Source organism: Candidatus Cybelea sp., from assembly GCA_036489315.1.
Taxonomy (GTDB): Bacteria; Vulcanimicrobiota; Vulcanimicrobiia; order Vulcanimicrobiales; family Vulcanimicrobiaceae; genus Cybelea.
Genome location: DASXFZ010000021.1, coordinates 68,110 through 81,379 on the forward strand (window position 1 = coordinate 68,110; position 13,270 = coordinate 81,379).

14 protein-coding genes are annotated in these 13,270 nt (G+C 63.9%); 8 read left to right on the forward strand and 6 right to left on the reverse strand.

Translation table 11 applies throughout. The annotated features are described in order from the left end of the window. Nucleotides 1-48 precede the first annotated feature (48 nt). From VGG51_05210 to VGG51_05230, 5 genes are all read left to right on the forward strand, one after another. Entirely contained in the window at nucleotides 49-1,521 is a 1,473-nt protein-coding gene (locus VGG51_05210; GenBank protein HEY1882421.1) for a DHA2 family efflux MFS transporter permease subunit, read from the forward strand. Nucleotides 1,522-1,533: 12 nt separating this feature from the next. Then, nucleotides 1,534-1,839 (forward strand): hypothetical protein, encoded by a 306-nt coding sequence (locus VGG51_05215; GenBank protein ID HEY1882422.1) that lies wholly within the window; start codon nucleotides 1,534-1,536, stop codon nucleotides 1,837-1,839. A 65-nt stretch (nucleotides 1,840-1,904) separates the two neighbouring features. Further along, nucleotides 1,905-2,288 carry a DoxX family protein gene (locus VGG51_05220; GenBank protein HEY1882423.1) on the forward strand — a complete coding sequence of 128 codons (384 nt, stop codon included), beginning with the start codon at nucleotides 1,905-1,907 and terminating at the stop codon, nucleotides 2,286-2,288. A gap of 100 nt (nucleotides 2,289-2,388) precedes the next feature. After that, the gene (locus VGG51_05225; protein HEY1882424.1) at nucleotides 2,389-3,660 is read left to right on the forward strand and encodes a DEAD/DEAH box helicase; all 1,272 of its coding nucleotides are present in this window, start codon (nucleotides 2,389-2,391) and stop codon (nucleotides 3,658-3,660) included. Nucleotides 3,661-4,002: 342 nt separating this feature from the next. Beyond that, nucleotides 4,003-4,842, forward strand: coding sequence for a fatty acid desaturase (locus VGG51_05230; GenBank protein HEY1882425.1), 840 nt, complete (start codon nucleotides 4,003-4,005; stop codon nucleotides 4,840-4,842). 174 nt (nucleotides 4,843-5,016) lie between these two features. On the opposite strand, the gene VGG51_05235 is transcribed toward VGG51_05230, so the two are convergent. The 5 genes from VGG51_05235 to soxR form a co-directional block, all read right to left on the reverse strand. Further along, nucleotides 5,017-6,174: a beta-propeller fold lactonase family protein gene (locus tag VGG51_05235; GenBank protein ID HEY1882426.1), complete on the reverse strand. Its 1,158-nt coding sequence runs from the start codon at nucleotides 6,172-6,174 to the stop codon at nucleotides 5,017-5,019. 195 nt (nucleotides 6,175-6,369) lie between these two features. After that, nucleotides 6,370-7,827 carry a hypothetical protein gene (locus VGG51_05240; GenBank protein ID HEY1882427.1) on the reverse strand — a complete coding sequence of 486 codons (1,458 nt, stop codon included), beginning with the start codon at nucleotides 7,825-7,827 and terminating at the stop codon, nucleotides 6,370-6,372. Nucleotides 7,828-7,830: 3 nt separating this feature from the next. Further along, nucleotides 7,831-8,373 (reverse strand): hypothetical protein, encoded by a 543-nt coding sequence (locus VGG51_05245; protein HEY1882428.1) that lies wholly within the window; start codon nucleotides 8,371-8,373, stop codon nucleotides 7,831-7,833. 36 nt (nucleotides 8,374-8,409) lie between these two features. Further along, complete coding sequence (locus VGG51_05250) at nucleotides 8,410-8,886, reverse strand: VOC family protein (protein ID HEY1882429.1); 477 nt, start codon at nucleotides 8,884-8,886, stop codon at nucleotides 8,410-8,412. 48 nt (nucleotides 8,887-8,934) lie between these two features. Continuing rightward, nucleotides 8,935-9,372, reverse strand: a complete 438-nt coding sequence (soxR, locus tag VGG51_05255; protein ID HEY1882430.1) for a redox-sensitive transcriptional activator SoxR — start codon at nucleotides 9,370-9,372, stop codon at nucleotides 8,935-8,937. Nucleotides 9,373-9,416: 44 nt separating this feature from the next. On the opposite strand from soxR, the gene VGG51_05260 reads away from it, so the two are divergent. Both VGG51_05260 and VGG51_05265 read left to right on the forward strand, forming a co-directional pair. After that, nucleotides 9,417-10,136: an SDR family oxidoreductase gene (locus tag VGG51_05260; GenBank protein ID HEY1882431.1), complete on the forward strand. Its 720-nt coding sequence runs from the start codon at nucleotides 9,417-9,419 to the stop codon at nucleotides 10,134-10,136. Then, nucleotides 10,133-11,134, forward strand: coding sequence for an S-adenosylmethionine:tRNA ribosyltransferase-isomerase (locus VGG51_05265; GenBank protein HEY1882432.1), 1,002 nt, complete (start codon nucleotides 10,133-10,135; stop codon nucleotides 11,132-11,134). The genes VGG51_05260 and VGG51_05265 overlap by 4 nt, the downstream gene beginning before the upstream one ends. 10 nt (nucleotides 11,135-11,144) lie before the next feature. On the opposite strand, the gene VGG51_05270 is transcribed toward VGG51_05265, so the two are convergent. Beyond that, on the reverse strand, nucleotides 11,145-12,074 hold the full coding sequence (locus VGG51_05270; GenBank protein ID HEY1882433.1) for a GNAT family N-acetyltransferase: 930 nt from the start codon (nucleotides 12,072-12,074) through the stop codon (nucleotides 11,145-11,147). A gap of 116 nt (nucleotides 12,075-12,190) precedes the next feature. Here VGG51_05270 and VGG51_05275 point away from each other — a divergent pair, with 116 nt between their 5' ends. Then, the gene (locus VGG51_05275; GenBank protein HEY1882434.1) at nucleotides 12,191-13,270 is read left to right on the forward strand and encodes a transglutaminase-like domain-containing protein; all 1,080 of its coding nucleotides are present in this window, start codon (nucleotides 12,191-12,193) and stop codon (nucleotides 13,268-13,270) included.

Genomic DNA, 13,270 nt, shown 5'->3' on the forward strand with positions numbered 1-13,270 from the left:
ACTCCAAGCAAGCGCTCCGAGAGCCCACAAGGTGGGGGCGCGTCGCTGGTGGAGTACGGTGTGCGCCGCTACCTGGTCGTCATCGGGGTGATGCTCGCGGCGCTGCTCCAGACGGTCGATCTCACGATCGTCAACGTCGCGTTGCCCACGATTCAAGGCAACCTCGGCGCGACGGTCGACGAGGGCACCTGGGTGCTCACCGGTTACGTCATCGCTAACGTCATCGTGATTCCGATGACGCCGTGGCTGCAGTTGCGCTTCGGCCGTAAAAATTATTTTCTCGCGTCGATCGCCGGCTTCACGCTCGCATCGGTGCTTTGCGGGATGGCAACCTCGCTCGTCGGGTTAATTCTATTCCGGGTGCTGCAAGGCGCGTTCGGCGGCGGCCTGCTCGCGACCGCGCAGGTCGTGCTGCGCGAAACGTTCCCGATCGAACAGCTGGGGACGAGCCAGTCGATCTTCGCGCTCGGAACGATCGTCGGTCCCTCGGTTGGGCCAACGCTCGGCGGCATTCTCGTCGATAACTTCTCGTGGCCGTGGATCTTCGACGTAAACGTGGTTCCGGGTGCCCTTGCGTTCTTTCTCTTATGGCGCTACATGCGCGACGACGGGAAGCGCGAGCGCGCGCCGGTCGACGTCGCCGGCATCGGACTGCTCGTCGTAGCGGTCAGCTGCCTGCAGTACGTCCTCGATCAAGGACAGCACGACGATTGGTTCTCCGACTCGATGATCGTCGTTTGCACGTGGCTCGCCGCCGGTGCAACCGCGGCCTTCATCTGGTGGGAACTGCGCGTTGCGCAGCCGATCGTCGACCTGCGCGTCATCGCCAAACCGGCGGTTGCGGCAGCACTGACGATCGCAGCCGCCTATGCGGCGATCATCTTCCCGAGCCTGCTGCTGCTGCCCCAGTTCACCGTCGACAACCTCGGCTTCACCAGCACCGACGCCGGGCTGCTCATCGGCGCGCGCGCGCTGCCGGTCCTCCTCTTGACGATACCGGTAGCACGCCTCGCCGGCCTCCCGCGCTTCGATCTGCGCTGGGCGATCGGCGGTGGACTGGCGGTCTGCGGACTCGGCTCGGTTTGGCTGGCACAAACGCTCAGTACCGATAGCAGCTTCATGACCTTCGCCGTGCCGCTGATCTTCATCGGAAGCGGTGCGGCCTTCGTTTATACGCCGCTGTTGGTGGCGACGATGCGCGCGGTGCCGCCGCAAGCCGCTGCCAAGGCTGCGTCGTTCATCGTGCTCTTCTTTCAGCTCGGCGGTTCGATCTCGTCGGCCTCGGTCGTCGCCTTCCTCGAGCGCCGCATGCAGTTTCATCAGACGATTCTGGCCGCGCAGACCGCGCTGTCGCGGCTGCCCGTTGCGCAGTTCGTGCAGCATGGCAGCCTCGCACAGCTCGCGGCAACCGTCCAAGCTCAAGCAGCCGCGCTTTCTTATGCAGACGCATTTCTGCTGACCGGCGTCGCCGCGCTTTTCGTAACCCCCGGCGTACTGCTTCTCGCGCGCCGGCAACCATAGGAGTTCAAGACCGTGCAAACCGTGCAATACGAGACCATTTGCGACCACATCTGTGACGATATCGCGAGCGTGCTGCTCAGCATGAAGCCCGCGACGCCGACGGCGGCCTACGCGGCTGCCCGCGCGACGCATGACGTTGCGGCAGCCTTTCATCACGCGGCGGGCGATCCCGTCAACCCGCGCTGGCGCGACGCCATCGGCAGCCTCGAGCACTTTCTCGTCTATTCCGAGCGCTCACCGGGCGCGAAGAACTTAGAACCGCTGCAGGAGCTCGCCACCTTCGTCGACGAGAACGCCGACCTGCTGCTCTCTGCCTAGCGCAGAGGGCGGCAACGCGGACCGGCAGGCCCCCGCCTCGAATCGCCTCCGCTCGAGGAGGTTGAATGTTTCATCTCGCCCACCTGACCGACTACGGCCTGCTCTTTTTGAGATTGATGGTCGCGGCAACCTACGCCGACAGCGGCTACAATGATTTAAAGGATCCCGACGCCCGCGCGCGCAGCATCGGCCTGCCTAAGCCCCTGGCAATGGTCATAGCGGTCGCCGAACTTGCCGGCGCGGCCGCCCTGATTTTCGGGGTGCTGCAGCAACTTGCCGCGATCGGGCTGATCCTCATCATGTTGGGCGCGATTCAAAAGAAGATCTTCGTCTGGAAGACGGGCTTCTGGGGCAAGGGCGGCCTCGGCTGGTCCTACGACCTAACGCTGGTCTCGATGCTGCTCGTCATCCTCTTCACCGATGGAGGCCGCTTCGTTTTGCTGCGGTAGGCCCGTCGAGCGAGGGCTGCAGCGCCGCGCACCGGCGGAGGGCCGGAGCTGCAACCATTTTTGCCTCGGAGGTGTAGAGCCTTGCGTAGGTAGGGAATCTGTGAGAGACTCCTTGCAGTCCCCAAGCGCGATCTTTCGAGTGGTCGTAAGTTGCGCCCACCGAAAGATAGGTTTCCACATCTCCACCTTTTCAGAACTTCCCCTTGATGCAGCGATACTTCGCGGCATCGAAGATCTTGCGTACGTAGAGGCCACGCCGATTCAGAGCGCGGCTATTCCCGTTGCTCTCGCCGGCAGCGACGTCTTCGCGAGCGCGCCGACCGGCAGCGGCAAATCCGCCGCTTTCGGGATTCCGCTTCTGCAAAAGCTGCTCGAGCGGCGAACCGGCCGCGGCTCGGCCCTGATTTTGACTCCGACTCGCGAGTTGGCCCAGCAAGTTGCACTGCACCTAGGGCAGTTGGCAAAGCACACAAGCTTACGCATCACGCCTATTTACGGCGGCGTGGCGATGGGGCCGCAAATAAAGGCCGTGCGCCGGGGCGCCGATGTCGTCGTCGCAACGCCCGGGCGGCTGATCGATTTGATGCAGCGCGGCGAAGCTCGTCTCGGCGACGTCGAAGTCCTCGTGCTCGACGAAGCAGACCGGATGCTCGATATGGGGTTCTTGCCGGCCGTGAAGCGCATCGTCGCCAAACTCCCAGCCGGCCGACAGACGCTGTGTTTCTCGGCGACTCTCGATAGCGCGGTGCTTGCGCTGGCACGCGACTTTCTCCGCGACCCCGTGCGCATCGACCTTGCGCCATCGACGAAGCCTGTGCATACGGTAACCCAGTGGGTCTACGAAGTGGAGCCGCACAAGAAAACCGATCTTCTCGTGGACCTGCTCAAAGATGGGCGCGTCTTCAATGCAATCGTCTTTACACGAACCAAATCGCGAGCCGAGCGAGTCGCCGGCGCGCTGATGCGGCACCGCGTCGATGTGGAGCGGATTCACGGCGATCGCTCGCAGGCGCAGCGCTCGCGTGCCCTCGAGGCCTTCAGAAAAGGGCGGCATCGTGTCTTAGTCGCCACCGACATCGCCGCGCGAGGGATCGACGTTGAGGATCTCGGACACGTCATAAACTACGACGTCCCCGCCGAGCCTACCGATTACGTTCATCGCATCGGACGCACGGGGCGGGCTCAAAAAGCGGGCGACGCGATTACGTTCGTTTCGCGCGACGAGGCAGCCTCGTTTGCGCGAATCGAACGCGCGATCGGCACGCCTCTCGAGCGCAGCGAGCACGACTTCATGGAGCCGGCGGGTGCTCGGGCGCCCACCGTTGCGCCCCAGCTGCGCCGCCGGACGTTCCAGCGCCGCCGGCGCCGGTAAAGTAACTTAAATAACCAAAACCAAGGAGACCCAAAATGTATACTGACGAAACCCTTGCGTGCGTCGACTGCTCACGCTCATTCCAGTTCACCGCTAACGAACAAGAGTTCTTTGCAAGCAAAGGATTCACGAACAAACCCAGCCGGTGCGGCGATTGCCGGGCGGCGCGTAAGGCGGCTACCGGCGGCGGTTCGAGAACGAGCGGCTACGGTCAGCGCGAAATGTTCAAGGCGACCTGCGGCCAGTGCGGCGGCGTAGCGGAGGTTCCGTTCCAACCGCGCGGCGACCGGCCCGTCTATTGCCGGAACTGCTTCGCAGCGCGCCCCAGCTACCGTTAATCCGGTGAGCGCCCGTCTTCGCGCGTGGACGAATCGCGCTGGGCTGTGGAGCATCCACATCGGCGCATTGGCGGCGTTCTTGCCGGGCACGTTTAATTGGAGCGGGCCGATCGTCGCCGCGGTTGTGCTGTACCTCACGGGCGGCCTCGGCATCGCGCTCTGCTACCACCGCACCCTGACGCATCGCGGACTACGCATGCGCAAACCGCTCGAGTACGCGTTTGCGATCCTTGGCGCGCTGGCGCTGCAGGGGGATCCCATCACCTGGGTCGCGACGCACCGCAAGCATCACGCGCATTCCGATGCCGCGGGCGATCCCCACGGGCGCAACGTGGGGTTCCGCTGGGCTCACGTTCGCTGGCTGACCGAAGTCAACGAAGCGGTTCCCGAGCAGGGCGAGGTTCTGCGATACGCACCCGATCTTCACGCGCAGAAATTCTACCGCTTGCTGCAATATCTCCACTTGCCGCTGCAGATCGCTCTTGCCGGATTGCTGTTCGCGTTCGGCGGCTGGACCTGGGTCATATGGGGCATCTTCGTTCGGCTGGTCGTCAGCTATCACGCAACGTGGCTGGTCAATAGCGCCGCACACTCGCTCGGATATCGAACGTATCTCACCGCCGACCGGTCGACGAACTGCTGGTGGGTCGCGCTGATCTCCTGGGGCGAGGGGTGGCATAACAACCACCACGCATTTCCGTACTCCGCACGTCACGGTTTACGCTGGTTCGAGTTCGATCCCACTTGGTGGAACGTGAAGATATTAGCGCTGCTGTCGCTCGCCGATTCCGTTCGAATCCCGACGGCAAAGGCTCGACGGCATCGTCTGGAAACCCAGGCGTGAGAGCCCCTCGATTTTGATAACCTTTTATTTAGAAGGCTAGGTCGCTTGTAACACTCGAAGCCAATGAGCCTTCGTACCGGAAGATCTCCAATCCGGAGGCGCTTGTGAAGACGGCAAACGCCGATCTTTACGCGACGACACACGACCGGCACGTCCGCTCGGAGTATCCATCTATTATTCGAGGACGACTGCCGCCTGTTGCGGCGAGCGGCCCGTTTTAAAAGGCGATCCGGTTACTCGGGTCAAGGTGCCGCTGATCGGGTTGAGTTTGTAGGCGGAAATCGTCGACGTTCCGTTATTGGTCACATACACGAAGAGGCCGGTGAAATCGATTGCTATTCCTTCCGGCTCGATGCCCGTCCGAAACGGCGACCCCTTCACCGGCGTCAGCGTGCCGGTGACCGCATTGTCGGCGTAAACGGAGACGGTGTCGGAGCCGGTGCTGGTCACGAGGACCCACCCGTTGCTCGGATCGATTGCAATCGCGCTCGGATAGGTGCCGGCGGCAAACGGCGATCCCTTCACCGGCCGCAAGGCCCCGCTGCGTTCGTTGACTTTGTAGCCGGAGACATTAGCGGAAGCACGGTTGGCCGTGTAGACGTATCCGAGATCGACCCCCACCCCACGGGGGAAGTGGCCCGCCTTGAACGGTGAGCCCTTCACCGCCGCCAAGGCGCCGGTATACGCGTCGATAGTGTAAGCGGAAAGCGTGTCGGAAAGAGCATTGGCAACGTAGGCGAAGTCGCCCACAGAATCGGTGGTGACGGCGTACGGCAACGGCCCTGTCTCTAGCGGAGACCGCTTGACCGGCTTCAAAGCACCGGTGCCCGCATCGATCGTGTAGGCGGAAATATTGCTCGATACTGCATTGGCGACGTAGAGGAACCTGCCCGACGGATCGACCGTCACGGCTACGGGCCCGCTGCCCGCCGCAAACGGTGACCCCTTCACCGGCGTCAACGCACCGCTGCCCGCGTTGATGACGTAGGCGGACACATTGCTGGAGTGGGCGTTGGTCACGTAAACATACCGGCCGTCCAGATCGGCCGCTACTCCATGCGGATCGATGCCGGTCCTAAACGGCGACCCCTTTACCTTCTTTAACGCGCCGGTATTCGCGTTAACGGCGTAGCCGGAAACGGTGCCGGCATCGGAATTGGTGACGTACACGAACTCAGTAGTGTGCGCGCTCCGTACCCGGTTCGCCGGCGATTCGGCCGGCGTGGTGGAAGGTACGATCGACCCGGAACGTCCCAAGCCCGAGCACGCGGTCAAGATCGCCGCGATGGCCAAAGGACCCAATAGCCGGACGACGAGGTGATTTAACTGCATGAGCAATCTCTCGCATTTCGGCCGCCCAAAGAAGGTTGTATTCTGAGAAAAGGCGCGGCCAAGGTGTCGGAATTCGAAGACTGAGCGGGCTTTTAGAAGTTCGCTCGAATCCGGCGCCCCGGTTGCTGGGGTACTTCTCGTTGCGCGGCTGCCTTCCTCTACCGAGCTACTTCGGGCATGCGGCAGGCAACGGCGTTAGGGTGATTTCCTGGTAATCCGCGACAGGGCGATTCCCGTTTCTCGAACGGCGAGCGCGAGCGCGCGCAGTTCGTCGGGAGCGTAGGCGGTTGTGTCTCGCTTTGGTCCTGCCAGCAGGAAGCCGGCGATTCGCTCATTCTGCGGCATCGCAAACGCCGCGCTGCCGTCCTCGTTAACGTGAGGTTTCAGAGTCGCCGGAACGCGCGGGTTGTCGTGCGCGAGGCGCAGCGCCGGCGCCGGTTCCCCGGCGCCTTCGAGAAGCGAAAAGTCTCGGCCACTGCGCCGGTAGAGCCCGGCGAAGGTCGCCCACACGTGACGCTCCACGATCTCGATCAGCGCGGGCGCGACTTCGCCCACGCTCAGCGTGGTAACCGTCTCGGCGAACTCACGCAGGGCGGCCAAGTGTTCCTCACGATGGTGGAAGATTGCATTGCGCACCCGTGGGGCTGCTTCGTCGTAGACTTTGGTGAGGACGAGGTAGGCCGCGAAGGCCGTTACCAACTGCGCGCCGATCTGCATTGCCGGTCCGTAGCGCGCGAACACGGGAAGACGTTCTACCGATTCGGCGACCCACGGAACGAAGAAATGCTCGCCCAGAAAGCCGAGCAGCGTAAGCGCCGCTCCGGCGATCGTCGCTGCGAGCGCGGCGCTAACGTAAAATTCGACATCGACGAGTCGCCGCGACAAAGCCCCATACGCCAGCCCGGCAGCCGTGACGACGTTCCCAAGTGCGTCGACGTCACGCGCGGCGGCAAGATCGTGCGCTCCGGCGATTCGCACGAGCGCGTGAACTGAGGTCGCCAGCGCGAGCGGCGCGAAGCTCGCAACCACCAGCAGCGCATGCGCGTGCCGCTCGGGCTGCGTGCGCCGCAGCGACGCGACCGCAAACGCCTCGATCGCCGCGCACCCGGCGAGCATCGCCAACCAGCGAAGCCGATCGAGCCACGGTGCGACCGCGGCGAACGCTGCGTCGTCAACGCGCCAGCTTCCGATACTTACATAGCCGAGGGCAATGATGGAGAATCCGGCGACGGCAATCGTTACCCCGATCGCGACGGCCCAAATCGATGCCCGACGCTTGAATGTTGGGCTGGGGTGATCCTCGGCCGCGTAACGGACGAGCTGAGCGATCCCGTACCCGATCGCGCCGTTGCCCAGCGCCGCCGAAAACCAGAACAGGAAGCTGCCGGTCGGAACGTACTGCCAATAGACGTCGAGCGAAAGCCCAACGATCCCGCCGAAGAGCAGGCGATCCGAACGGCTAAGGACGGGCTTGCACGCGATGAGAGCGGCAAGGGCGATGAGAATGAGCCGGCTCATCGCGAAAAGCCGCATGTACGCGTCGTACGGTTCGTCGATGAGGTAGATCGTGCCGCCGATGACGTCCTTGACGGCGTAGACGGCGGAGACGACGAGCAGCGCCGCCATGATCGCGCAGCTGCTGCGCGCGCTCACGAGTTAGTGCGAGAGCGGCTGAAGTGAAGAGTAGATCCGGCGAATCTCGTCCGGCGATACATTTGAAGTGCTAAAGATCAGCATTGCCCGGGAATTGCCCAGCTGTCCCAACGACCGATAATCGGAGGCGTAGATCCACGCATCCTGCTCGTGTACGAGAATCTTCGAGGGGCTAAACGTCGTCGGGCCGATGGCTTTGGAGCTTGCCGTGAAGGGCCGGCGAAAGGACGACGTATCGGGTGCTACGTCGCCGAAATCGCTGTCGCCAACATCGATCGTGAACTCTCGCCCGTCGCTCGACCGATAGCGTAGGACGTAGCTGTTCGCGGCGGTCGGCTTCGATTTGAGGTTCGTCACGTCCACGCGGGCGAGCCGGAAGCCGGCCGGCACGTAACCGGGAACGACAACCGGCAGCGGCTGGGTGTGCAGTTTTGCAACCTGCGAGGGTGCGAGGCCTCCCGGCGTCGTGCCGGCAAGTGCCGGCGTCGCGATCGCGCAAACTAGCGCGGAAATGGCCCAAGCGAACCGCTTGCATAACGATCCCACAATGAGCGGTACTTCGCGCCCGTTGGGAGCTTGCCTCTAATGCGAAGTCGCCCTACTCCACCGTTCGATCTCGGCCTCGAGGTCGAGCGGTCGCGTTGGCGCGGCATTTTCGTACTCGCCCCAATGCTCGCGCGGGACCATCCACATCAATTCGAACTCGTTGCCGTCGGGATCGTATGCATAGATCGATTTCGTCACACCGTGGTCGCTCGCGCCGCTAATCGCTCCGCGCTGCTGCAGTGCGTCGCGGGCTTCGCGCAGCGATTCGACCTCGTCGACCTCCCAAGCGAGGTGGTAGAGCCCAACTCCGCGTTCGTTGGGCGGCGGCGCATTTGGGCCGACGCGCGCAAGCCCGAGATCGTGGTGATTCTCCGAGCCCGGCGCACGCAGGAATGCCATTGCGTGTCCGATGCGCGCGACGGTCTCAAAACCAAGCACCGGGGTGTAGAACTCGAGGCTGCGGTCGACGTCGCGAACGCGCAGCACCGCGTGATTGAGCCTGCGAACCTTCATAGTCGACCTAAAACCTTCTCGCCAGGTTGGGTTTCCGGGGGAACGGCGCTACTCTTCGAAATTGAGAAGGCGCGCGCCGGGACCCTCTTCGGCGAGCTCGTCGTACGGGTTCTGCAGCCGGCATTTGTTGAGCGAGAGGCAGCCGCAGCCGATGCATTGTCCGAGCCGATCGCGCAGCGCGGTCAAGCGTTCGATCCGGTCATCGAGGCTCTGCTTCCAGTGTTTCGAAAGTGCGGACCAGCTGCGCACGGAGACCGCGCGATCGGCCGGCAGCGTATCGAGCACGTCGCGGATCTCCGCGAGTGGAATGCCGGCGCGCTGGCCGATCTTGACGACTGCCAGGCGGCGCAACTCGGCGCGGGCGAACCGACGCTGGTTGCCGTCGCTGCGGGTGCTGCGGATCAACCCTTTGCGTTCCCAAAAGTGAATGGTGGAAACCGGCAAGCCGCTGCGTTTGGCAATTTCACCGACGGTAAGGTATTCCATCTCTTGACCTCAACTATACTTTAGGTTGTAGACTCTTCCTCGTTATGGAATGGTTTCAATCAGGACAAGTGGCGATCGTCACCGGCGGCTCGCGCGGGTTGGGCAAGGCGCTCGCTCACGAACTGCTCGTCAAAGGGCTGCGCGTCATCGCCGACGCGCGCGATCCGGTCGAGCTCGAGGCGACGCGTCGGGAGCTGGCGGAGTTCGGCGAAATCGTCGCAATCGCCGGCGACGTGGCCGATTCCGATCACGTGCACGCAATGATCGCGGCGGCCGAACGCTATGGCCGGCTCGACCTCCTCGTGAATAACGCGTCAACGCTCGGGAAGACGCCGCTTCCCGAGATTGACCGGCTCGACCGCCGCAGCTTCGACTCGCTTTTCGAGGTCAACGTGTTTGCGCCGATTCATCTGATGCAGCACGCGCTCAAACTGATGGTTAGATCGGAACTGAGCACGATCGTGAACGTGACATCGGATGCCGGCGTGGAAGCCTACCCCACCTGGGGTGGCTATGGCGCTACGAAGGCCGCTCTCGAACACGTCTCGGGCGTGCTCGCGGTCGAACTCAAGGGACGCTCGACGCGCGTGCTCGTCTTCGATCCCGGCGATATGAATACCGCGATGCACCGCGCCGCGATTCCTCACGCCGACCCAAACGAACTGCGCGATCCCGCCGACTCCGCCCGCGCGCTCCTGCGCGCCGTCGCTGGGATGGAGGGCGGCTACGCCCGGGTTCGCGCTTCGGATCTGGTACCCGCGTGACCGCTGCGGCGGCACTTGCGGGCGGCCTGGTCGAGGCGACCGAGCCGCCGGAGTATCGCGGCGTCGCGCGCGATGCGGTAAAGCTGCTCGTTACCGATCGCCGTAACGGCTCGCAATCGCACGCGCGGTTCTACGATTTGCCGTCGCTGCTACGCGCGGGCGATCTTCTGGTCGTCAACGATTCGGCGACGCTGCCGGCGGCGCTCCTGGCGCACCGGCCCGACGGCAGCGCCGTTCCGCTGCACGTCAGCACGAAGATCGACGCGCGTCTGTGGATGGTGGAGCCGCGCGCCGCGGTCGTCGCCGGTGAAGTGCTCGCGCTTGCAGGCGGAGCGACGGGGACGATGCTCGCGCCGGTCGAGCCGCAGCGCCCGCGCTTGTGGTACGCGACGTTCGCGCTCGACGCACCGATGGAGCGACACCTCGGTAAGTTCGGCGCCCCGATTACCTATGCGTATCTCAATCGGCGCTTTCCGCTTGCCGACTACCAGACGCTCTTTGCGCGTAACGCCGGGTCTTCGGAGATGCCGTCGGCCGCTCGGCCCTTCACGCCGAGCGTTGTCGCCCGGCTGCGCGATCGCGGCGTCGAGTTCGCGACCGTTACGCTGCACTGCGGCATCGCAAGCTTCGAAGCGCCGGAGCGGCCGGGAACGGAGCGCTTCATCGTTCCCGTCGAAACGGCGACGCGTGTGAATTCCGCACGACGCGAGGGACGACGGGTTGTCGCCGTCGGAACGACGGTCGTCCGTGCACTGGAGAGCGCGGCGACGAAAGAGGGCGTGATCGCTTCTGCGGGCTGGACGGAGCTCTTCATCGACGCCGCGTACCGTCCGCGGGCGGTCGATGCGCTGCTCTCAGGCTTTCACGGCCCCAGCGCGACGCATCTCGATATGCTGCGGGCCTTCGCCGACGCGGAATTGCTCGAGTCGGCCTATTCCCAGGCCGGCGAACACGGGTACTTCTACCACGAGTTCGGCGACGTGCACCTGATTCTCTAGCGATCGCGTATCACAAGTCGATGAAGTAGAAAACCTCCGGGTCGCCCGGGTCGAGGTCGACCTCTCCCGCGCGAACGTAGCCGCGCCGTTCGAAGAAGCCGTGCATCCCTGCTCGACTGCGATTCGCCGATGAATAGAGGCGGTCGCCTTCGCAGGCGCGCTCGACGTGTGCGAACAGCAGCGACCCGACGCCGCTGCGCCGGTATTTCGGATCGACTACGCACAACCACACGAACGGCCGCGCGAAGAACTGGCGATTCCACGTGACGAAGCCGACGATGCGATTGGCGTCGCACGCGGCGTCGACGCAGCCCGCCGCGAGCTGATGCTGCAGATACTCGTCTTGCGTCCACGGCATCGAGTGCGCGATCCGTAGGATCTCCGAAGCATCTGCGTTCGTAGCGCGGCGGATCGTGAGCCCGATCCGTTTGCTCAGAATTAAACTGTCGTAGACGGCGTGCGGCCAGCGATGCCGCGCAACGATGCGAAAGCCGTGCCGCAAATAGTACGCGACGAGCTGTTGCGCGGGCTCCGCGGTATCGCACGCAAATTCGTTCTTCGCACCGGCGATCGCGCGGGCTTCGGCTGCCGCGAGCAGCCGCGAGCCTATGCCGGAACCCTGCAGCGACGGTTCGACGCCGAACTGGCCGAAGAAACCCACGTCGCCTCGCCGGTACCAGTCGGGATGATGTGCGGAAGGACACTCGGCGTAGTAGCAGATCGTGCCGACGGTGCTGCCCGCTCGGCGCGCCACCCAGCAGGCCGTCGCGGCCGCGATGCGCCCGCGCGTCGTTTTCGCATCCTGCGTCGCTGCGACGTAGTTGAGCCCCATCTCGGCCAGCCCGCGGTAGGCCGCGTGCAGCAAGCGGGTCACCCCTTCGCAGGAATCGCGTGCTTCATCGAACGGCAGGATCTCGACGTTTTGGGCTATCGACGGCATGACGCTCCTTTTAGTTAGAAGCGTCGACGCCGTCGCGCCCGAACCCTCCGGTCAGCGCCTCTGCGGTCCATGAACCGTGAAACCAAAGCCGCCCTATCCACGTTTTTGCGAAGGCTATGAAACGAAAGGGATTCGTCTTCGCCTCTGCGGCCCTCTCGCTTGCGCCCCTGATGGCGCGCTCCGCCCGCGCGGCCGCGCCCGAGATCGAACCGGGCCCGTGGCGTTCGTACGAAGTTACGACGGTGATAACACTGCCCAAGGGCAGCAACGCGAAGGCGTGGGTTCCAATTCCTTCGTTTAAGGAAGCGAGCTGGATGCGGCCCGGGCCGAGCACGTGGCGCGGCAACGCCGGCGAGGTTGCGATCGTCACCGACCCGAGCTGGGGTACGCAGATGGTTTACGCGCAGTGGCCGAAAGGCACGCACGGCGGCGGCGATCTGACCGTCGTCTCCCACGTTACGACGCGCAATCTCGGCGTCGATCTCTCCAAGCCGGATCGCAACGTTACGCTATCGGCAGCGGAGATCGCGCTCTACACCGCGCCCTCGAAGTACATTCCGACCGATGGCATCGTCAAACGCACCGCCGACACCGCGACGGCCGGTGCGACGAGCGATCTCGAGAAACTGCGCAAGATTTACGAATGGATCGTCGCGAACACGTCGCGCAATCCCAAGACGCGTGGCTGCGGGCTCGGTAATATCTCGTTCTTGCTCGAGAGCGGCGACTTCACCGGAAAATGCGCCGACATCAACGGCTTAGCCGTCGGCCTGGCGCGCGCGTCCGGCATTCCGGCGCGCGATCTGTACGGCATTCGCGTTGCGCCGTCGGAACTCGGTTATAAGGCGCTCGGCGCGAATGGCACGACGATTACCAAAGCGCAGCACTGCCGCGCCGAAGCATTCGTGAACGGCTACGGCTGGATACCGCTCGATCCCGCGGACGTACGCAAAGTCGTGCTCGAAGAGCCGCCGGGCAGCCTGAGCATGAGCGACCCAAAGGTCGTCGAAGCCCGGCGCCTGCTCTTCGGATCGTGGGAGGGCAACTACATGGTCTACAACGACGGCCACGACATCGCGCTTCCCGGCTCGACCGGCGACACGGTTGCTTTCCTAATGTATCCGCAAGCTGAAGTCGACGGCCAGCGCCTCGACAGCCTCGACGCGCCGACCTTCGTCTACGAAATCACGGTGTAA